Raw genomic sequence first — 23,249 nt, 5'->3', positions numbered from 1 at the left:
TTATGAAAAATTGCTACATCTGCACATTCAGCAGCTGGCCGATTTTGTATACGACATCATCGGTATCGGCGTTGATGCTGGCAGCTTCATTGATGCTGGAAATGCTTTGGAGCGCCTGAATGTCGGCATTATAGCCAATCGTATACACCGGGATTTTGAAGGCTTGGATCAGTCCGCGGATATCGTCTAGGGAATGCCCGACATTCGTCTCCCCGTCACTCAGCACAAAAATCAGGGGTTTCACGTCCGGATTCGCCGCCATCTCGTCCTGCAGCATCTTCATCGCCACGACGATGCCGTCAAAGGTCGCGGTATTCCCGCTGGCCTCGAGGCTGTTGATCGCACCGACAAACATCGACTGCTGATTCAAATCGTACTTGCCGATCGGAAGGTTGATCGTAACGTCCGTGGAATACGATACAAAGCCGATGCTGTTGTCCCGGCCCAGATATTTCTGTCCCGTCAACAGCGATTCCTTGAGACGGTTTAACGGCTCGCCGTCCATGCTCCCCGATACGTCCGCCACGAACACGGCCGCTACCGGCTTGTTGCCGTCCTTCTTCTCCTTCCACAGCTTCTGGGCGGACGGCAGCAGGCTGCTGTCAACGACCTCTAGCTCGGATTGGTAATCGTTAAGACCGTTGAACCCTTTTTTGTCGGCCATCTGCTGGTATTTGTCCTGCTCAACAAATTCCGCGAATTTCTTGATGATGTCCAGCTTCTCCTTCGGCAATTTCCCGAGCGCGTACAAAGGGCTGTCGTGCCTTACGCCAAACGGGGTAAAGACGTAACCGCTTTTCATATCCGCCGCGTTGACAAAGGTCTGATACTCCAGGACAAAGGCATCCAGCATGCCGGACTTCGCCGCATCGCGCATCTGGATCGTGGTGGAAGCCGTGAAAGGAACGTTCGCTTGGAATTTCTCGAAGCCCTGTACCGCCTTCTCGCCCAGTATGTCGTTGCTGTCGAACGTTTCAAGGGCCGTGATCAGGAAGTTGAGTCCCGTGGAGCTGGCAAAAGGATCCGTGTACCCCATCGCCAATTCATTATTCGCTATCGCATCCGTCAGCGTCTTGACGTTCAAGGAGCCGTACTTCTCTACCAGCTCGTCGTATTTGGCTTTTCGGGTGACGACGCCGGTGACGTTCCCCGTCAGGCGCTTGGATACAAGCTCGGCTTTGACGCCGTATTCCTTGACCATCTCCCCCCACAGCTCATTGGAAGGCGTAAAAGCGTCCGGCACGTACTTCCCGGATGTTATGTAATCGGTTGCGGTTCCCGAAGCGATATTGCGGATCTTCACGGATACCGGCTTGCCGTTCACTACCGGCTTGGATTGGTTGAATTCCTCTGCCACTTCGTTCAGCCATCCGTCAATGCCCGGTCCCGCCTTCTCCGGCGAGGAGAAAATCTCCACGTACAAGTCCGTCGTATTCTCGACCGAGATCGGGAACTTCGATATATCGGGCAGGGAATCCGCGACGGCCACCGGGTCCAGATCGACTTGGCCTTTGATGGGATCGGCTGTCGTGACAGTTATATCCTTGTAGATTTTGTTGATCTTTTTAGCCGCGCCTTCCGAATCGACCTCGGCTTGGCTTTTGCCCAGATTGGAGGTTAACGTGATCCCCGCGTACACTAGAACAAACACGACCACTGCGATGGCCACTAATACGACAAAGGCACTACCCTTGCTTCGCATAATCATCTCCCTCTCTTATTGCTTGTATAATTTGGTTTGCTTGATTAACGCATCGATTTCCTTCATGCACGGCATATCCTCCACATCCCGGTAATCGGTGCTGCCGAGCAAAGAGATCTCCAGCAGCAGCTTATCAAGCTTGAGCATGATTTCCTCGTTCGCCTCCAGATAACCGGTCACGTAAGCCAAATACTCTTGGTATAACGCCGTTTTTTTCTGCGCCACCTTGCTGGACAGCTGGGAGGCTTTCGGCTGATCCGCCATGCGGGCGAAATCGGATGCGGCGAAGACGCCAAGCTTGTTCAGTATCCCTCGGATATTGAGGTAGAACAGCTTCTCGACTTCATCGATGACCCCCATGAATTTCTTGTAACTGAGCTCCGTTGGCTGAAAACGCTGACCCAGAACGCCCAGCAGCGCGTTTCTCTTCTTCTCGATTCGCTCCAATTGGTCCAGGGCAAGAGCGATATCATTCTTCAGCACTTTCACGTTGCGGTAATGGTGAAGCGCCTCTATGTAATCCTCGCGGGTCTGAATCGTTTGGATCGGTTTTGCAGCCGGAGACTTGAACAACAAAACATAACTTCCATAAAAGAGTGCAAGAACACTGACCACCCATACGGTGATGACCAGTGCAGACTGGAAAGCGTTATCGCCGCCGACTTGGAAGCCGAGCAGCCCGGGCGAAACCAGGACAATATTCACGATCGCGATAACCGCCATTAGCAGGAGCAGCTTCGCGGACTTCGAGCCATTCAAGAATTAACACCTCCCCTGCTCCTATAGAGCGATGACTGATTCGACCTATAACCGCTTATAAAACATCCGTAAAAACATAGGTAATTGAAGGATATAACACATACTACGTCTCAATTCGAAGTTAGATGCATTTTCCTCTCCAGGCAGCCCTGCCGATATCCAATCCATTCATTTCTTTATCGGATTTTCCCTTGGATAACATAATGCGGGCATGGCCGTCCCGAGTTAAGAAAGCCATGGCGAATACGCAGAGAACGGCGGCAAAACAGAGGGGCCAAGCCGAGGCAAGCAAGTTCATAGAGGTAGGGCTACTATATCAAAATTACATAAATAATCCAATGGTTCTGCGACAAAAGACATAAAAAAAGTCCTTCAGGGCGTGCCTGAACGACTTCTATTATAGATGTTTGCCGGCGGGGATTATAAACCTTCAAGCTTTGCCTCTTGGCAGCTTATCCGCATATCGGGCCCGCAGCTCGCCCAAGTAATCCAGCTTGCCGAGCACCTTCTCTTTATTCAGCATGCCCATGCTCAGGATGAGCTGCTCGATCAGCAGCAATGGCGTCACCATGGAATGAAATTCGCCCATATCCCCCCGACTGACAAAAAAGGAGATCTGTGCCGGCGTTCCATACCGGAACTCCTCCCGGTCCGTGATCATGATCGCTTCATTCCGGACACGTCTTACGCAGTCCAGGATGACCTCCGTTTCCGGGAGCATCCGAGTAAAGCTGAAGATCAGCACGACGTCTTCTCTCTCCACATGCGCGAGCGATTCCAGCAGTTCATGACCGCTGCCGGCCATGATTCGCACCGACATGCCAAACCGGGATAAACGATACGATAACAGCTCGCCCAGCGAGAGGGACGGACCAGGCGCATGCACATACACGCGTCTTGCCGAGGCCATGAGACGGGCTGCCTCCTCCAGCTCGTCCGGGCGGTTCTTCTCCATCGTGTCTTGCAGATGATGCTTCGCCTGTTCCAGCATTTTCGCGGGCAGACTGGACGCGTCCAGCCGGGATATCGTTTTTTCCAGCTTTACGGCAGGCGTCGTATCCGAGGATTCCCGCAGCTTCAGCTTGAACGCCTTGGCATTCTCGTGCCCGACGGCACGCCAAAACCGGGAAACGGTCGCAATGCTGGTGCCAAGCCTGTCGGCGATTTCCTGCTCGGTCATGAACAGCATCTCCTCGGGATTACGTTCGATAAAATCGGCGATTTTGAGCTGGCTCGGCGACAGCCCGGATGTATCGGGAAACCAATTCTTCAATGATGCTACACTCCTTCTGCAATGAAATCATCGTAATTGAGCATGAGTTCATCATACGCTGTGATTGTTATGTAAATTTTATTTCATGATTATATTTTTGTAAAAAATATTACAATGCGTTGACATAGTACTCCGTTCATTTTAATAATCGCCTCCTATACTGATAGCAAATCCCATTCCCAAGGAGGCTTCTCTCTAATGGCAAGCAATTCACGGGTCTATACCCTGACCTCTTCGCAGAAAATGATGATTTTCGTGCTGTCCATGTCGCTGTACGGCCTGTCCAACATGTTCACCGAGCTCATTCCCGCGTTTCGCCTGGGTCCGATCGAGCTTTCGGTCGAATATTTCGCGTTCATTCCCCTAACCCTCTGCATGCTGTTTCATCCTTTTTATGCTGCTGTAGGGGCTGCGCTCGGCGAGGTTATCTTCGGTGAACTGATGCTCGGGCAATTCGGCGGTCTCGGAGAGCTGGAGAAGTTTCTTACCTTTTCCTTCGCCATGTACGTTGCCGGCCGTCTGGTCAAAAACCCCCTCAGCCGCGCTCAGGTCGGCATCGCTGCCATGTCGGGCGTCATCATCCACCAGCTGTGCAGCTCTCTGGTGGATATCGGCAAGGTCTGGATCGGCGTCGAGGAATTCGAAGCCGTGCCCGGGCTTGCACAAAGCGTGGTCCTTGTCGAAGGCATCGGTTTCCTGAACGATGTGCTGTTCTCCGGCATTCTGTTCGCTCTTCTGCCTACATTATATCTGGTTCCAAGATTGTATGGAAAAATCGAGCCGCTGCTCGGCATCAAACCCCGCCAGAAGCTTACCCAATACGAAGCCGCCGGCATCGTCTCGCCCAAGCTGGTCCTGGCTGGAATCGTTTTGGCACTGATTGCCTTCGGAGCGGAATCCCTTTCGGAAACGGACTGGAACCTCGGCGAGTGGGACAGCGGATTTGCAGACCGGTTCGGCATCGGCGCGATCTGGATCAGCATCGGTGCAGCCGCCATCGTGGCCGTTGCCGTACTGGCTTTCATGCGGGCCAGAAGAAACCGCGGCCTTCAGGAAGAGAAAATGCCGGAGAACCCGCCTTATGCCTAATCCGTTCGTTCATGACCATCTGGCCATCCGAATCGCAGGCGTCACCTTTGCCTATCCCGGTTCGGAGCAGCCTGTGCTGAAGGAAGTCTCCCTTCATATTCGCCGCGGCAGCTTTACGGCGATCATCGGAGGGAACGGCTGCGGCAAATCCACGCTCTGCAAGCTGTTCAACGGATTGATTCCCCACTATTATTCAGGCGATTTCACCGGTACCGTCGAAATCTGCGGGGTTTCCGCCGAGAATCGGACAGTCTCCGAGCTATCGCGCATGGTGGGGTATGTCTATCAGGATTTTGATAACCAGCTGGTCCGCCCCACCGTCATGGATGAAGCCCATTTCGCTCCGCTCAATTACGGGCTTCCGGACTACCGGGCCATGGGCGCCAGGGCACTCGATATGTGCGGATTAACCCATCTGAAGGACCGCTATATATGGGAACTGAGCGGGGGGCAGAAGCATCTGCTCGCCTTGGCGGGAGCCCTCTCGCTGGAACCGGACATTCTCGTGGTGGATGAGCCGGTATCCCAGCTCGATCCCCAGCACGCCAGGCAAGTGTATGATGTGCTCCGCCAATTGAATCAGGTTCATGGAAAGACCGTTATCGTGATTGAGCATCATGCGGAGTTTATTGCCGACTACTGCGAGGAAGTGTGCCTGATGGAGCAAGGGAAGGTGCTGTGGCAGCGCCCGGTCATTGAAGCGCTGAACAGCCTTGAAGATCTGGAGCGGCTGGGCATCCAGCCGCCCCTGGTGACCAAAGCCGCGGTACAGCTTTCTGCGATTCTGCTGAAGGGCGACCTGGCCCCCGGCAGTCCGCAGGATGGACACTCGATAACGGTCGGCTCCGGCTCTCATTCTATGGGATTGTCAGGATATCAGCTGAAGCAGCCTTACCCTATTACCGCTGAGGAAGCAGAAGCCTATTTTGGAAAGCTTCTGCACAGACACGCGGATACCCCGTCGCTGCTTGATCATCCACCAACCGACGCAAGAGCTGATGATGCTTCATCTGCTGACTCAACCGCGAAGGACCCGGATTCCGACCAGCACCGCATCCAGCAGGGCGATGAATCAGAACGGCAAGGGGAGCATGGCGCGCTGGTGGAGTTCCACCATACCGTACTTCGATACCGAACGATTCATAAAACGGAGCACGAGGTGCTCCGAGGCATTGATCTTCGCCTGTATGAAGGCGAACGCATCGCGCTTGTCGGCAACAACGGCGCGGGCAAATCGTCGCTTCTGAAGCTGATCGCCGGCATCGCCAAGCCTTCCGGCGGCTCTGTCTCAATCATGGGCAGGAATACAAAGGATGTATCGATGGAGCAAATATCCGCTAACGTGGCTTACGTCTTCCAGAATCCCGAGGATATGTTCATTGAAGACAATGTGTATCAAGAAGTGGCCTACGGCTTGAAGAGCCGCCGTTACCCGGGAGCCGAGGATCGGGTTCATCGCATGCTGACCCATTTCCGGCTTCAGCCTCTCCAGGAACGGGATGCCCGTCTCCTCAGCGGTGGTCAGCAGCGCCGCGTATCCCTGGCTATTGGAGCTGCCATGTCGCCCCAGCTGATTCTGCTGGATGAGCCGACGGCCAATCTGGACATGTCCACTCGCGAAGAGCTTTTGGATACGCTGCAGGAGCTGGAGGACCATGTCCGCACCGTTGTCATCGCCACCCATGATATGCAGCTGGTTCACGAATGGGCGACCAGAGTGATCGTCTTGAATCAAGGCGTCGTGGCCGGCGACGGCACCGTCTCCGAGATTTTCGCCGATTCGGAGCTTATTTCCCGGGCCGGGCTCGCACCGACCCAGATGATGGATTTATCTATAAGGCTGGGCGTCGTGCCCGCAACCAGCTCGCCGGAAGATTTTGCCCGCCATATGTACGGCATTCTGAGCGGAAAGGAGATTCACTGCCATGCAGCTAGTCCGCAACTGGTTTAACAAGATTTCGATTGAACGGATTCAGCTCGAGTTGATGAATACCGCCTACGGGAGCGGCCATGCCGCCCTTTCCCGGCTCGATCCCCGATGCATGCTGATCTGGTACCTGTTCTTTGCCATAGCGCCCTGGTTTATTTCAAGCATGACCGTGCTGGCCGGATTGTTTCTCATGATGGTGGTCACCACCATTCTGTCGCGGGTTACACCGTTTATTATCGTCGTACTTTGCTTGGGCCTGATCGGCCAGGTCGGCTGGCTGTTTGTGGTGTCCCTCTTTTTCGGCGGGGACGTCAGCTCGGCGCTTCCGCTGCTGAAACTCACTTTAAAGCTGTCGGTTGTATCGCTTGCGAGCATTACGGTGTTCTCCGGCATGGATCCCGAGAAAATCAGCGACGGCCTGCTTGCGCTCGGCATGCCTGCCGCCTTCTCGTTCAGCTTGTCGTACGGCTATCGGATACTCCCCGTATTGTTCGAAGAATTTCGCCATGTGCTGCTTTCTTACCGGCTTCGGGGAAAAGCGCCGGAACATCCCGGTTTTCTCTACTGGCGGCTCGCGTCCTATTACATGAAGCTGCTGATGCTATCCTTTTTCCCTTTGATGCTGGCCACCGCCAAACGTTCCCGCACGACGGTAGAAGCGCTGGAGACCCGCGGGTTCTCCTACGGCATGAAGAATCCGGCTGCCAAGAAGCTGAAGCTGTCCCACCTGACCCTGTCGGCGCGGGATGTGGTGTTCCTGATCGGAACGGCAGCATATACCGCATTATTGTTCTGGTTCGGCTAACCTTAAAATTACTGACTTCGACAAGGAGTGTTCGAATATGAAAATTGATCTCCATACCCACGCCAAATTGTCCAAAGCGTCCGATTTCTCTAAAAATTATTATGAGGAGATGATCCGGGAGGCGCTGGACAACGGACTTGATGCACTCGCTTTGACCGAGCATTTTAACACGCGCCATTTTGACGAGGTGTACCGGCAGCTTGACTGCATGTTTCCCTATAATGGCGAATACTACGATGCAGGCGGATTGAAGATCTTTCCGGGGATGGAAGTGGACATCCGGGAAACCGGACACATTCTGCTGATCGGCCGAAAGGAGTTCATTCTGGAAACCCGCCGTCGCCTGGACGGGTATACGGAGAAGGGCGCCTTCATCCCTTTCGATGATCTGATGGACTTGGCCGAAGCCTTCCCGCTGCTCAAGATCGGAGCCCATCCGTTCCGGGAGAGCACGCCGCTCCACCATCTCACGCGCAGCCAGTTGAGCCGCCTGGACGCCTTCGATCTCAATGCCAAGGATATGTACCAATACGGCAGCGAAGCCAATCAAGATCAGGTTCAACGTTTCGCCGCCGATCTCGGCAAACCTGTTACGGCGGGAAGCGATACGCATCAATGCCTCCAATTCGGAAGCGTCTATAACGAGCTGCAAATGCCTTGCGAATCCGCCGCCGAGCTCAAGGATGCCATTATGCAAGGCGCTTACCAGCTTCATGTCTCGGACAGCCTGCCTGTTAAGGTCAAAGCATCCGTCATGCTGAAAAAGCTCATGAAGGAGATCATCCGGCTCCAGTCCCCCTCAGCCGTCATCTAGCTAGTGAAACGTGAACTACGCCAAAGTTCGATAGGCCCCCCCCGCCGTGTATTCATTTACATTCATGTACGAAAAAAGAAGCCTGGTCATGTATCCATGTCCAGGCTCCTTGCGTTTCCGAAAGATTGTTTCATTGCGACTCGATCCCATGTCATTCCCGTCCGAACCGGCTCTCTAACCCCATTCCAGCGTTGCACGAATCGGCGGGATGGGCGGAATTACTTGCAGTCGATCCAACAGATTCAGCATGGCTTGCGCGCTTTCCGCACGGGTGGTCTTGGCTTGAGGCGTAAACATGCCATTGGCATGCCCCTTCATCAAGCCAAGGGCCAAGGCTTCATTCACCTCTTGGTGTGCCCATGAAGAAATTTGCTGCTTATCTTTCAGGTCCGGTGCTTCCTCTAAAGAGGAAGCGTCCCCCTTGGTCTGGTAAGCACGATAAAGCATCACGGCCAGCTCCTCGCGGGTGATGGCCGCGTTCGGCGCGAACGTCTCCTTGCCTCTGCCGTTCACCAGCCCGTGCTGGGAAGCCGCCGCAACCGCGGAAGCATACCATGCATCGCCGTCCACATCCGTGAAGGTCGTGTCTTGGGTGCTTTCAAGGCCCAGGGCACGAACGAGCATCGCGGCGAACTGCGCGCGCGTCAGCGGCTGATGCGGACTGAATTTCGTATCGCTGGTCCCATTCACAATATGCTTGGCTGTCAACTCTTTTACCGCTTGCTCCGCCCAATGGCCGGCAAGGTCGGCAAACGATTTGTCGTATTCCAGCACGGCATAGTAGCTCAATTGACTGACTTCAGCCGTCAGCTGCCCGTTTACCGGCTTGCCGCCGGCATATTTCAATGGTCCCCATTCCGAAATGCCGTAGATGCCGGCCAGCTCGCCGTGAATGGCGCTGTCGACGGGAAAGGCAATCGTTACAGGTGCTATGAAATGCTCCAGCTTATATGCCTTGCCGTCTTTCGTACGGACGTTAAGATCTAATTCGTACATCTTGCTGCCCTGCTTCAGTTTGGCCTTCCCGGCAGCAGCTGCTTTGGCTACGAGAGAGGCGGCTGTCTGCGACCCAACCTCCTTCAGCTTAAACGAGATGACCGCATCCTTAGCCTGCTCGGCCGATACGAGCTGGCGCAGCGCTTTGAGCAGCGCCGACGGAAGCTGTACCGTCACGCCGTCCTGCTTCAGCTCCAGCGGCTTCGCCCCCAGAATATCCCCTGCCGTCAGCGGCAGGAGAACTTCGATATCCTCGGCACCGAGCTGAATCGTCACTTTCTCTTGCCCGCCGCGCAGCGATTCTTCGTTAACGATCCGCTGACCCTGATTTGGTTTCGTTCCCGGATCGGTAGGCGGATTGCCGCCTGCTCCTCCGCTTCCGTTTCCACTGCCGGGGTTGCTGCCGTTGCCGCCGCCTTCAGTTGGCACTGCAGCCAGAATGACGGTACCGCCATCCGACATGGCAGGGAGCCTTAGCGTCACTTTCTGATCGGCCGTTACGTTATACACGCTGCCGCCGTACAAGTCCTTCGCCTTGCTGCCTGCCTTAAACGGCACAGACAGGACGACTTCTTTCGGTTCGTTCTTCACATGAATCGCGGTAACGATATGCTCTCCGTTATACTGCTTGTCGAATGCGATATAACCATCGGCATTCGAAGCCGCAATGGATGTGCGCGTTCCTTTTGAAAATACTTTCGAGTTTGCCGCTCGAATGTTCAAGAGCTTCTGGTAATGCGTGAGCAGCTTCTTCTCGGTCTCCAGTTGGTCCCATGGCATATCGCCGCGGTTCTCGGAAAATTCGCCGTTTTCCATTTTACCGGCATTCTTACCGGAGCGCCCAAGCTCTTCGCCATAATAGATGACCGGCTGGCCTTTGGATGTAATTTGCAGCGCTGCGGCCGCCATCAGCTTTGCCTTGTCGCCATCCACGTAGTGGGACAGGAAGCCATCCTCGTCATGACTGCTCAGGAATTGCCCCATCATTCGGGTGTTATCCAGCTTCGATTCGCGGTCAGCCAGGTAGGCCTCAACCGATTCCACGCTGCCGTTCACGAATTCCTTGGCCTTTCCTTTGAAACCGAAGTCCAGCAAGCTGTCCATCTGGCCGCTCTGAAGCGTTCCGCCATCGCTGTCAACCGTGGCTCCGAAATATTCGCCAATCATTTTGAAGCTCGGATCGAGGTGGGTCAGCGCATTTTTGAACGCCTTCCATGTCGTTTCATCCACGTGCTTCACCGTATCCACGCGGAAGTAGTCGATCGTGTCCCCGCGGTCGGTTTTGGCACGCTCCAGCCAGCCTGCCTGCCAATCGATGATCTGCTGGCGAACAGCCGGATTCTCCGTTATGAAATCAGGAAGCCCCGCTAATTCGCCTTTGATCGGGTCCGTATCGGCCGACAGACCGTCTGTACGGAGCATATCTTTGAACCGGTCCTTATCTTCCTGCGTGATACCGGGCGCACTGTCTCCCGGCTTCAGGCCATATCCCGTATGGTTGACCACGACGTCCACCATAATTTTGATGCCCCGGTCATGCGCCTTATCGATAAGCTCCTTAAAAGTATCCAGATCGCCCAAATGTTCATCGATCTTCGTAAAATCTTTGGCCCAATAGCCGTGATACGCATATTGCTTGCCGCCGAAGCCTGCACCCTGATTGAAATCAATGTTATCCACAATCGGCGTGATCCACAGCGTATTCACGCCCAGATCCTCGATGTAATCGAGTTTATCGATCAGTCCTCTGAAATCCCCGCCATGATAGGCTTCCGGGTGATCCTTGTCAACATTTGCATTATTGGAAGCATCCCCATCCATGAAACGGTCGGTCAGCACAAAATAAATGCGCGCCTCGTCCCAATCGAAATCGAGTTTGCCGCCTGCGATTCTTGGCTTCACCGTTACCGCGGCTTCGCCGGTATGCCTATTGCCGTATTGGTCGACTAGCGTGATTCCAATTTTCTTGCTGCCGGCCGTGACCGTATCCTTTACGGCAATGCTGTGCTCCAGCAGCTCGGTATCAACCTTCGCTCGGGCCGGTCCTCCCAGTTCCGTCAGGTCGACGAACGCCTCCTTGTAAGCAACGGGCTCCGAAGAGGTTACATTCAATTTTAGCACCGCATTTTCATCATAAGAGATGGAACCAGGGGTTACCTTCGCCCCGATGGTCACGGTCGGATCGCGGTAAACCACCTGCGACTTTCCGTTCACCGTGTTTTTCGGATCGGTGACCTCCTTCGTGGTTCCGTTATGATTGACGATGAACGTGTATTCGTACGTTCCGGGAGCAACGCCCTTAAGCGTATAACTGAACCATTCCTTGTCAGGAACGTAGACCATCGTTTCCAGCTTCCCGTTAATCTTCACTTTCACGTCAGAGATGCTATCCATCCGGCCGTCCCTGAACAATTGATCGTCCCGATAATGGAACGTAATGTTACCGCCTTCAAGCGTCGGCCCCGTAATGCTCGGCAAAATCTCCAGCTCATGTACCATGCTGGTCACATTCACCTTCGTGAAGGCCTCGCCTGGCTGAAGCGGAATGATTCGGTCATCCGGGATATCCTGCTTGGCCGTATCCCAATTCGTTCCTTTGCGCAGAACGAAACCAACGCCTGTTGTTTCGGGTGCCACCTCAATCTGTACGGTAGCCACGCCATTCTCTATCTTTTCAAACTTAATCTCACCGTTTGTTACCCCCGTATTCCAAACCCATAAATTCCAATCCGCATAATCCTGATCCGGCCGAATGTAGTTAAGCTGCACATACCGTTTATTGTCCACTTCATCGGCTGTAACGGTTACGGTAATCTCTTTCTGGAACCCCCGATAGGAAACGGTTATGACCGCCGTTCCTTCCGCGACTCCCTTCACCACGCCTGCGGCCGTTACCGAAGCCACCTGCGGGTTGCTGGATGCATAGGTTGCTTGTTTCGTTACGGCTCGTTTGCTGCCGTCCTCGTATTCAGCGTATACCGCGGTTTGATGCGTCTTACCGGTCTGCAAAGAGTAACTTTCTTGATCTACCGATATCGCGCGGAGTACGGCCGCCGCGGCGTCCGTCTTGATCACAACGGCCGTCAGAGGCTCAAGCGTGATCGAGCCGGTGGTTAACGTGAAGCCGGACTTCGCTTTGACGCCGGTCGTGCCGGCTTCATCGTTATCGACCACCACCGTGCCGGAGCTCAGATCCTCGTTAAGCGTCAACGTTCTCGACACGTTATCCGCATTAACGAACACATAATAATGGCCGGTTCCGTCCGTCGCTTTATTCTTATATGCAATGACCAGATCCTGCGCCTTTACTTCGGGAATCTGCAGCAGCGTTACGTTTGAATTCACCATCGACTGATCGCCAAGGCGGAAAGCGTCGGACGATTTTCTTAACTCGATCAGTCCGGTCGTATATTCCCGCGTCTTGTTATTCTCCGGATATTTGGCTTCATCCGTCGCTTTCTCCCAATCGAACATGTTGATGGCATCGGAGGAGTCGTAGGAATCATGGATGAAATAACCGAAGCGGTTTCCTGCCTCATCCTCTAATTCATGGTATTTCTGCTCGGGAACCCCTGGGCCCAGCCATTGCTTGGTCCGCCCGTACTCCTGTCCTGCATGGAGGAACGCCGTTCCTTGAGAGGTCAAGGTGAGCAGGTTGCCCAGGCGAATGCGCTTATGGATCTCGAGATCATTCGCTGCTATCGACGGGTCCTTTTTGATGGACTGCGCAATAATGTCGTACAGCGGCAGATTGTCATGGGCTTCGATGTATTGAACCATGTCACCCGGATCGTCTTCCTTCGTGTTGCTCGGCTGCGCCTTGATATTGTTGAAAATGGTTTGGATATCGCGCGCGCCGCCCGTAATGAATCGAGGCTCGCCTTCATTGCCGAAGCCGGATTTCAGCTCGTTGCGGAACTCATCGGAGAAAACGCCGACGTCGTCCGTTTTATCCATCCAATTCTGGTCCGCGCCCTTGCCTGCCAGGGAGGGATCCGACAAATGACCGCGGAACGTGACCCAGCCTTCGCCGATAAACAGCGCTTTCGGGTTGATGGCTGCAGCGGCATCATAGGCGTTCTGCACGGCTTCATAGGTGGCGTCGCCCATCATGTCCCAGCGCATGCCGTCGATTTTGTATTCGTCGAACCAGTATTTCACGGAGTCCACCATCAGCTTCTCGGCCATCTTGTGGTTGGTCGCCAGATTGTTGCCGAAGCCGCCGATGAAATTGCCGTTGGCATCCTGGAATGCATAATAGTTCGGCACGATATCATTCAAGAAATCGGCCTTGGCCATATGGGTGTAGACCACGTCCAATACGACGCCCATGTCCGCCTCGTGAATGGCGTTGATCATCGCCTTCAATTCTTTGATGCGAAGCTCGGGATCCGTCGGATCCTCGGAGTAAGCACCGTCAGGGGAGAAATAGCTGTGCGGGTCATACCCCCAGTTGTACTCATTGTCTTTGGCCGAATAATCCAGCTCCCTGTTTTTCATGGCCGCTTCGTCACCGTAATACCAAGCCATCACGGGCAGCAGCTGAACATGGGTGACGCCCAGGGACTTGATGTATTCGAGCTTCTCTTTGAACGCGTCGTAGGATCCCCAAGTCGCGTTATGCAGGTCATTCTCAATCGTCGGATCCGACGTGAAATCCCGGACGTGAATCTCCCAGATGATGGCGTCTTCCCGCTGCTCGTAGCCCGGAATGTCCGCAAAATCCAAGCCGGCGGGATCCGTTTGACTCAAATCGACGATCGCGGCTTTGCCGACGGCATCGCCGTCCGGTCCAACTTCGCCCTTGGTGTTCACTCTGAATTGCGCCATGGATTTGGCATATGGATCCAGCACGGTTTTCGTCACGCCGTTGTTGGTCACTTCGTATTGATAATAATATCCTCTAAAATCTTGGATACCGAGGTCTCCCGGTTTCAATTGAACCGACCATACCCCTTTATCACCCTTTTGGAGAGCGGCATTGCCGATAAACTGCGTGGCATCATCCTTGCTGTACACATTTGCGGTGACGTCGGTCGCCGTCGGTGCCCACAGCTTAAGCTCGACTCCTCCAGCCTGATAAGTCGCCCCGAGGTCATCGCCGTCGTAAGCGTACATCTCATCCAGCATTCTCCAGCCGGTGGAGGCAGATACGGTTTTTCCGGCGTAAGTTACGCTTAGCGGTATTTGATCCAGCTGAAATGTTGCCGACACTTCGATGGTCGTGTTTCCGGTAATCTTCACGTTTTGAATGGCAACCGGATGGCCGTCCTTATCCTTAATCAGCAGGTCATTCTTCAGCGTATCCGCTTCCAAACCATCGGTCATGGTAAATCCGAGCTGGAGCTTTCCTGGAGCCAATACTTCAGCCGAGACCAACCCGGTAGGCACTTCCCCATACGGGGATGTGTAGACGGTGTTGTCGCCTTCTTGAATGAATAGATGCTGGTATCGATCCACCAGGGAGAAGCCCTTGTCGCCCCCGTCTTTGCCGGCGTCTCCTTTGGCCGGATCGAGCACGAGGAAGTTAATCTTCTGGGCTCCCGGCTTCATTGGAATGTCCACATAAGCGCCATATCGGTCGGTTTGGCCTGAAGGGAACATGGTAGCCCCCGTCGGCCAGTCTTTCGAAGGCGCAGCGACATCGTCGCCCCATAACCATAAACCGTACGGATCATAGTTCTGATCCTGCCGTTGATAGTGGATACGCACGGTATCCGCCGGCAGGTCAACAGGCTCAAAGCTGTATACCGTATCGGAGCCTTCCTTGAGCCATACTTCGTTCATGTCCGGCGAGGCTAGGGTGAATTTCTTGTCGCCGCCGTCTTTATTGCCGCTGATGCGATCGACAACGACGATGCCGACTTTTTGGGCGCCGTCCTTGAGCGGAATGTCGACGAAGGCCCCGTAGGCGTCCTGCTGTCCGCCAGGGAATGGCGTTGCGCCTGCCGGCCAATTGGCGGACGGAGATGCAACGTCATCGAATATCCACAGTCCGACGCTGCCGTAATTCGCGTCAGCCCGGTTGTAATGGACGCGCAGATGGTTAGCCGGCACCGGCGTTCCCGGATCGGCGGGTACCGTGAAATGAGCGGCAACGCCGTGATTGGCCGCATCGTAGCTGAACGTAACCTTAACGTCCTGCGGCAGCTGAAGCGACTCCCGATTAGCGGGGTGAACCGGACTTGCCGCATCGCTGCCCAAAGCGATTTGGTACTCATGATCCCCTTCGTACACGTCGGCCGTCACCGTGTATACATGGTCATAATCGGAATCCTGCATGATTAATCTCGCATCCGCAGGCGACCAGTCGGCCGCTTCGCCGATGCCCGATTGGAAGCTGCCGATCACTCGGGGAAGCTGATCCGCCTCGATCGGAGCGTAGTATGTAGAATCCGCGATCCGGTGCGTCCCATGATTGTAATAAAAGGTAACCTGGGAATCTTGAGCGAGCGTTATGAGGATGTTGCCATCCTTGTTTGCTCCGCTGGGATTGGAATAATGGGCGGAGCCGTAATTCTCGTCCCACTTGCCGTCGATCGCGATCTTGTATTCGTACGATCCCGCGGGCAAGCTGCCGGTGAACCTGTATTCTCCGTTACCCATATCGTTCATGGTTGTCGCGGCGGCAGCCGGATCCCAATCCGCGCTATGGCCTAATTCGGATTGTAGAGTCCCCACCAGCGTAACCTGGCTTGGCGCGCTATTGGCATCGGCCGTTGATGGCGGAATGCCGAGCATGGAGAAAATCAGCGAAACAATCATGATGATGGACCAGGTTCGTTTGCTTGAAACCGTCATTCTCATGAAACAAATAGCCTCCTTCTGTTCTTGGATTAGGTACAGCTGATACGATGTTGATGCCAATCACTGCGCAAACGCTTGCATAAACAGGTTTGAGCTTCCATCAAGTAAAGTACGACAATTACTGACAAGAGTTAGAGAATATGTTCGAAATATAGAATGAAACAAATATAGATGAAAGCAATTACAATGGAAACGTTTGCATCATTTATTGTAGTATCGAGTCTCCTTCTCGTCAACCACATTTTGACCTGTTTTCATCATGAATTTTGCGGCTCAAGCGGGTTTTCTCCAGCAGCATCTAGCTCTAACAAATAAAGGGAATCCGTCATCCAGATGACGGATTCCCCTACTAAGGTTTACGTGTATGGTATGGCCGTTGCCTGTAAATAGGGCTTGGAATTGCTGAAGCTGGTCGGCCGCAAGCACAACGCTGCCTAATAGCGAACCGTTAACTCATAACGTCCGGACAGCAGCTCAAGTTCAATCATGCTATCATCCAGTTCGCAGCGGACGATGCCATCCGGCATGCAGCTAGAAGCTGCTCCTCCCCATATCTCTACGCCATCGATCAGGAGACCGGTAATGGGGCGGGTGCTCGGTGATGCCAGTGCAGCGGTAGCGCTCATCGTGCAGGGCAGCTCAAGCTGCATCCGAATGCCGGATTCGCTGACCCGCTCCCAGCGCACAGCGATCTTGCCTCTTAGGGTGGAAACGGAAGCCTCGGCAAAGTCCAGATCCGGCGCGAAAAAGGGGCGAATTCGTGCCGTCGCGAATCCGGGAGCTCCACTCTGAATCCCGCAGACATACTCCTGCAGCAAGCGGGCGGGATAACCGTTCCATGCATGGCAATGGGACTCGATATCATCCCAGCCTTCCCACATGGTCTCGGCTCCTTGTGCAATCATGTAGCCCCACCCCGGATAATCCGGTTTACTCAGCAAATGGTAGGCCTGATCCTGCAATCCCTCCTCGAACAAAAGACGGAGCAGCGGGAGCGACAATACCGTCTTGCTCTCCCACGGTTTGCCTGCCACGGCCTTCAATGCAGCCTCCCGGTCCTTCTGCGGCAGCAGCCCTGCATATAATGCCAACGCATTAACGCCTTGGTGGGTGGCAGTCGATCCCGAGCTGTCATGCAGCAGCTTGCCGGAACCATCGTGCAGCCCATTCAGGACGCTGACTTGCAGCTTCTGGGCATGGGCAGCATACGCTGCACTGTCATCTGCCCGGTTCAGCAAGGCAGCGGCTTCGGACAGAATCCGCAACGCCTGCCATGCCTTGATCTGCTGCACGGTCAGATGTTCGCCTTCATGCTCAACCGTTGGGTAGGGCCAATCGCTAATATGCCATCCGCGGCCAACCGGAATCAGGCCTGTTGCCGGCGATATCAGCGATAGATAACCCTCGATCATGACCCGGAGCGGTTCATAATATCGCGAGAGCAGCTCCGTATCTCCGCTAAACTGGTAAAGCTTCCACAGCAAGGTCGCATAATGCAGGTCCCATTCCGGGATTTGAATGAAAAAGTCTGGATGCTCGTAGTTCGATGGGAACACAAAAGGGAAGGAGCCGTCTTCCAATTGGCCGTCCGCAAAGTCCTGCAGCGTCTTATCCAGCACCGGATAGGCATCGAAGTTATAGAGCAGCGTCTCGGCTTGGAGATCGGTATCCGCGAGATACTGCGCCTGTTCCCGATGCGGGCAATCGACCACTTGGCCCAGCACATTATTGCGCTGCGTCTGCAGGCAAACGTCGTACAGCTTGTTTAAGAAGTCAGACGAACACCGAAAATGCCCCGTACGTGCCATGGCCGTACCCGCTGAGCAAATTCGCAGCTGGCCTTCCTCAATCGGTTGCGGATAGCCGGTAACCTCCACATAACGAAAGGCTTTAAAGCTGAAATCCGGCTGCCAATATTCGATCCCCCCGCGTCCATGCATCGTATACAGGTCGTAATAATGATGCGAAGTCTCGTTGCACACTTGATGAACGACCCGCCCGCTGCCATCGAGCGTTTCGGCATACCGCAGCCGTACCGTGACGCCTGCCATACCGGGCAAGGCCAATTGCGGCCAGCCCGATATGATTTTGCCAGCGTCGAATACCTGAATGAGCCCCTCCTCCCCGTTTACGAACGACGGCGCCGCTGCCACGGATGGAATGATGGTCTCCAGCTCTTCCGCCTCGGGGAGCTGCTGCCAATGGAGTGACCATTGCTGTGCGGATGGATGAGCAAGAACAACCGAACTGCAGCATTCCTCTCCAACATCGGGCTGCAGCCAGTTGGGTTCCAGAAGAGCCGCATCATAGTCCTCTATGGACGATAAGCGGCGGTTCTGCTGATAAGGAGACCCGATGCGATGCGGAATCTGCCTTAAGGCCTGCCATGTCAGATCCGATACAACCAGCTGCTCCGTCCCGTCCTCATGCTCCACGTGCAGCTGGAGCAGCATTCCCGGGACGCCGTTCACGTAGTTCTGGCCGCTTCCGCCCAAATAATGAGCGGCAACGCCGATGCAGTTGGAACCGGTCGACAAGAGGGAGTCCACATCATAAGCCAAATAATATTTGCGGTGAGGCACCCCCGTCGGTGTGGGTGAACCATAGCCTCCAACCCGTTGTCCGTTAACGAACAATTGGAATACATGGTGGGCGGATACGAATATTTTGGCCCGCGCAACGGCTCCCCGGAGATCAAAGGATTTGCGGAAATAGGCAAAATCATTAAGCTTCATCTCCTCGGACCGCCATATCCATTCGGCACTCCAATCGCCGGGAAACAAGCCCGTATCCCAATATGCCGGTACGCTTTCGCTTTCCTTACCCTGATGGTCCCAGACCGTAACCCGCCACCAGTAACGCGTATTGCTCTGCAGCGGCGGACCATCATACAGAAGGCTTAGGCTTTGGCCACTCCGCCTGCCGCTGTCCCACACCAAATCTTCGTCGTCCCTGTTAGAGAGACCCTCCGCGGAAAGGGACACCCACACCCTCACCCTGTAAGCCGCGCACGCCTCTCCGCGCCGATCGCTCTCCAGCAGCCAGGAAAAACGGGGAGAAGACACATCCAGCCCCAATGGATTCTCCAGACCATGCACAAGCGGTTTTTGTATCGTAAGCACGCTGCTTCTCCCCTTCCAGACTGTCTATCGGGCGTTAGAATCCATCCATTATGGATTCGATTGATCATGCGGCACGTTCACCTCGGTCACGGCCGCGGTTTCATTGCCGGCTTGATCCGTGACCGTATAAGTGATCGTGTAGATCCTGCCGGAGCCTGCACCCGATCTTGCCGCGCGCAAGCTGAACGAGGTATCCATCGTGCCCAGCTCCGCACCCTGAATATCCTCCGCTTGCAGCTCCTCATTACTTGTAATGGAGGACAGCACGACGGAACCGATATCCGAGCCCGAATCGCTGGCGTCAACGGAAGCCGTGACCTGGACCAGCTTCTGGTTAGGCGGCCACAACTTAACCGGATCCGCCGTTACGGTCGCCACGGGCGCGGTCTGGTCGATCTTCAAGGTCAACGACTTGATGGAACCCGGTTCCCCGGCTGGACTCATCGTCCGATAGTCCAGCCCATGAATCCCGTCCGTATCCATGATGATTTCGGAACCGTACGTCTGCCATTCTCCGTCATTCACGCGATACTGAATGCCGTAGCCGTCCGGCATGCCATTCGCTGCGCCGAGCTTCACGGTTACCGGGCTTCGGTACCAGCCGTCGTTGCCATCCGGCTGCTCCGGCGTCAAAGCGGCGGTAAGCTCTGCCGCCTCCATGCCGTCGGCCAAACCGATGCCGTCCACATGGAAATATCCTCCTTGCCAATGCACCCGGCTTGCCGGCACAAGCCCGATTTTAATTTTGGTGATCCGGTCCTTAAAGGCCCAATCCCCTAAGTTAACCGCCAGATTGCTCCACTGTTTCGGCGGAACATTCGCCTCTGCTTCCAGCACATGCTGATCGCTGTACACCTTTACCCGAACGGTATAGGATTCGGCCGCAGGCCCGTTCGAAGGATTGATGCCAAAGAACAGGTAGGGTTTGCCCTCGGCATTCAGCGGCTCGTCGAACCGCTTGGCGATGCCTTTGCTGTCGCCCAGCTGCTCTCTGGTCATCACCGTAGCTTTGAGCGTTTGACTGCCGGTCCAGGTGACGGAAGCATCGGTTTCGACGCCGGATACATACTCTGCATGGGTCCAGCCCTCATCGCCGTTCTCAAAATCAAACAGCATTTCCGCGCCCTCCAGCTGTTCCGGAGGAATGACAGTTGCTTGCCCCGTATCCGGTATCTCCCGCCGAGCAAGCATGCCGGCATCGAAGGATGGCGCGATATCCTGCCAGTCGGCGATGCCGATGATCGGCTTCGCGAATTCCGTCACCTCCAGCGAACGTTCCGTGTCGATATACTTAAAGACATCATACACCAGCTTGTGCTCCGCAGGGATGCTGGCGCCCCTGCTCGTATCCGGATCATGCGTCCACAATCCGAGATTCAAGCCGTACTCTTCGGCATGGTCCACATGCCGGTGCAGAATGAAGGAGTCGATGCCGTCCAGGAAGTCCGTAATGTAATAGGCGTACGCATAGGCTGCCGCCTGCAGCTGCTGGCCTTCCGACGAATTGTCGCCGCTGTGGAAGCCCTGCTCCGACAGGATAATCCGGCGCGCCTCATCGCCGTACATGAACTTCGGCTGCTTCATGTAATCAACGAGGACGTGCAGGTTTTTAAACGTAATTTTCGGCGTATCGAACTGCTCGAGCGACTGCGGCGCAACCCAAGCTCTCGGATCGAACAGGTTTTCCGGGTAAGGATGATAAGCGATATGCCACGGAATGTCGCCCGCTGCGGCGATCTCCGCCTGAAGCGTATCGATGATCGATCGGCCGTCGAACGAGCCGATCTGCGTGGACGGCAGCTGCTGATCCCAGTTATGCGTCAGCGAAATATACACTCTGGCGTTGCTGTAAAAGCTTTTTACGACGGTATTCGTTATTCTCACGGTCCGGGCATAGTCCTGAACGAATTCCCTGACCGTTTTATCGTTGCCCATATTGTACCAGGTCTCCCCGGCGTCCACCTCGTTGCCAACGATGTAATTGACGGCTCTGCCGTATTTCTCGTCCTCGCGCGAGTAGCGCTCCGCCAGGAAAGCGGTGATGGCTTTATAATACTTCGTCCCTAGCTCATCCGTCGTGTTAAATGCATAGACGATGCCTTCCGTGGCATCCGGATGGAGCAAATACCGGTTAGGCGTGGTATCGTCCATACCCCCCTTATACATGAGGAGGATCAGGGATACCGTCACTCCGTTATCGGACAAACTCTTGATGGAATTATCCCGCTCCTCGATCCAATCCTTCTTGAAGTAGAAGGTCTCCCCTTCGTAGGAATATTCGAACGTATTGGCCGGATTGACGGCCCCGTTCATGTACAGGGCGTTATTGTAATCCACGTTCAGTGCGGCATGGCTGATGCCGAGGTCCTCCGCATCGCCGACCATCTGCACCTGCAGCCCCTTCTTGTTCTTCGCCACTGGGAACGGATACGTATTCGGCGCAAGTATCTCGGGATTGCTTACGTATTTGGCGCGGTCCAGGAGCTCCAGCGATCCGTCCGGAAGCATGGCCGCGACCGCAAATTTGGATTGCAGGCGGGTGCGTCCCTCTTCTCCTGCCAGATCCAGCTCAAACATAAATCGTTCTTGAATCCCATGTTCGGCAATCGGCTCTCGATTCGCCAGATCCCTTTCGGATTCATAGGGCTGCAGCTCAAACAATTGGAGCTCTCCGCCTTCATAAAGCTCCGCTTCCCCGGGCTTTAATGCGCCCTCGATCACGATCCGATCCCGGGAGGCCGTGATCTCATGCCTCGTAAGCTCCCCGGGGAAAACCTCGATCGGTGCCAGCTGTTTGAATCGGATCTGATCGATGCCGACCTCTCCCGTGCTTGCCCCTCCGTCGCTCAAGAACGTCAACCGGAACTGCTTCAGGCTGCCGCTCCACTCCGGATGCAGCGACAGATTAAATTCCTGTTCAACGGATTGGCTGTTATTCGCTTCGATGTCGAACACCTCCGACTTCGCTTCATCCCAATCGGGGCTTTCCTCCGTAATCCATTCGACCTTCACTTTGTTGAATGGCGACTCGTTCCTCCATTTGACGCTTAATGTATTGTAATGATCGATATCCTGGATGATCACCGGAGATTGCAATACGGGAGCGGCACCCGCCGGTGTCAATCGGAGCTCTCCGCCGGCTGCGTCCACCTCGGCGCCTTGGGCGGTAAACCCTTCCGTTTCCCCGTCCACGTTAAAATCCATGCCGATGGCGTTCGATCCGCTGAGATAATCGATCTGGTAATTGCCGCCCCAGAATTCGTATCCCGGATCGCCCGGCTTCAGTCCGCCGTGATCGAAGTTGAGCATGAACGCGAATTCGATCTTGGTGACGTGGTCCCGCTGGGCCCAATCCTTGACGGGCACCGCCACTTTACTCCAGCTGTTCGGATTGATTTGGGCAATGCTCTCATAGGAATCTTCGCCGCTGAACAGGGTAACCTTGATCAGATAGTCCTCCGTCTGCCACCCGTAGCAGTTGGCCGCAAACGTCAGATAGTTCACGCCCGACAAGTCGAGCGGCTGATCGAAATCCCTGGATACCGTTCTCCATTCATAAGCCTTGACTTCATCCGACCATACCTCGAGCACATGGCTTCCCTCATATGGAGAATTCGGGCCGTTGGCATAACGGTCGGCGTAGGTGACTTTTTCCGCCCCCGCTCCGCTGGTCCATTTTCCCGGCTGGTTTACCGCATCGGGCTCGTTAAAATCGTCAATGACAATCGAAGGCGTGTAACCCGTCACGTTCAGCACATGGGGTGATGCCTTTAAATCCGGATCATACGTGCCCGCAAACGCGATCCCGGCGGGATACGCTTGCAGGGTGAGCGCCAGCAGGACGGAATACAGCAGCAGCCTTTTAAACCCCTTCAACTTCATTACGCTTGTTCCTCCTCAAAATGGATTCTGTTGATATGATTACCGCAGTTCGACGCCATTCACCCCCTTT

General features: G+C 54.7%; 10 protein-coding genes. 4 read left to right on the top strand and 6 right to left on the bottom strand.

Annotated elements, in window-relative coordinates; translation table 11 throughout:
- Positions 1 to 13: 13 nt before the first annotated feature.
- From P0X86_RS01585 to P0X86_RS01575, 3 genes are all read right to left on the bottom strand, one after another.
- Entirely contained in the window at positions 14 to 1,702 is a 1,689-nt protein-coding gene (locus tag P0X86_RS01585) for a vWA domain-containing protein (protein ID WP_213579994.1), read from the bottom strand.
- A gap of 15 nt (positions 1,703 to 1,717) precedes the next feature.
- The gene (locus P0X86_RS01580; RefSeq protein WP_192569994.1) at positions 1,718 to 2,461 is read right to left on the bottom strand and encodes a hypothetical protein; all 744 of its coding nucleotides are present in this window, start codon (positions 2,459 to 2,461) and stop codon (positions 1,718 to 1,720) included.
- A 430-nt stretch (positions 2,462 to 2,891) separates the two neighbouring features.
- Entirely contained in the window at positions 2,892 to 3,734 is an 843-nt protein-coding gene (locus P0X86_RS01575) for a MurR/RpiR family transcriptional regulator (RefSeq protein ID WP_277747600.1), read from the bottom strand.
- A gap of 198 nt (positions 3,735 to 3,932) precedes the next feature.
- On the opposite strand from P0X86_RS01575, the gene P0X86_RS01570 reads away from it, so the two are divergent.
- The 4 genes from P0X86_RS01570 to P0X86_RS01555 are packed head-to-tail and all read left to right on the top strand — an operon-like array spanning position 3,933 to position 8,372.
- Positions 3,933 to 4,823 (top strand): DUF8171 family membrane protein, encoded by an 891-nt coding sequence (locus P0X86_RS01570; protein WP_192569996.1) that lies wholly within the window; start codon positions 3,933 to 3,935, stop codon positions 4,821 to 4,823.
- Complete coding sequence (locus P0X86_RS01565; protein ID WP_277747599.1) at positions 4,816 to 6,774, top strand: ABC transporter ATP-binding protein; 1,959 nt, start codon at positions 4,816 to 4,818, stop codon at positions 6,772 to 6,774. Before P0X86_RS01570 ends, P0X86_RS01565 begins: the two co-directional genes overlap by 8 nt.
- The gene (locus P0X86_RS01560; RefSeq protein ID WP_277747598.1) at positions 6,749 to 7,558 is read left to right on the top strand and encodes an energy-coupling factor transporter transmembrane component T family protein; all 810 of its coding nucleotides are present in this window, start codon (positions 6,749 to 6,751) and stop codon (positions 7,556 to 7,558) included. Before P0X86_RS01565 ends, P0X86_RS01560 begins: the two co-directional genes overlap by 26 nt.
- Before the next feature lie 37 nt (positions 7,559 to 7,595).
- Positions 7,596 to 8,372 (top strand): PHP domain-containing protein, encoded by a 777-nt coding sequence (locus P0X86_RS01555; RefSeq protein WP_277747597.1) that lies wholly within the window; start codon positions 7,596 to 7,598, stop codon positions 8,370 to 8,372.
- A 174-nt stretch (positions 8,373 to 8,546) separates the two neighbouring features.
- On the opposite strand, the gene P0X86_RS01550 is transcribed toward P0X86_RS01555, so the two are convergent.
- The 3 genes from P0X86_RS01550 to P0X86_RS01540 form a co-directional block, all read right to left on the bottom strand.
- Complete coding sequence (locus P0X86_RS01550; protein WP_277747596.1) at positions 8,547 to 16,175, bottom strand: pullulanase; 7,629 nt, start codon at positions 16,173 to 16,175, stop codon at positions 8,547 to 8,549.
- 434 nt (positions 16,176 to 16,609) lie between these two features.
- The gene (locus P0X86_RS01545) at positions 16,610 to 19,297 is read right to left on the bottom strand and encodes an alpha-L-rhamnosidase (protein WP_277747595.1); all 2,688 of its coding nucleotides are present in this window, start codon (positions 19,295 to 19,297) and stop codon (positions 16,610 to 16,612) included.
- Positions 19,298 to 19,345: 48 nt separating this feature from the next.
- Positions 19,346 to 23,179 carry a DUF5722 domain-containing protein gene (locus P0X86_RS01540; protein WP_277747594.1) on the bottom strand — a complete coding sequence of 1,278 codons (3,834 nt, stop codon included), beginning with the start codon at positions 23,177 to 23,179 and terminating at the stop codon, positions 19,346 to 19,348.
- Between the last annotated feature and the right edge of the window lie 70 nt (positions 23,180 to 23,249).

The sequence above is a fragment of the Paenibacillus sp. BR1-192 genome, from assembly GCF_029542445.1.
In the GTDB taxonomy this organism is placed as follows: domain Bacteria; phylum Bacillota; class Bacilli; order Paenibacillales; family Paenibacillaceae; genus Paenibacillus_AQ; species Paenibacillus_AQ lautus_A.
Note: the sequence above shows the minus strand (reverse complement) of the source record. Positions and strands in the feature narration are given on the sequence as shown.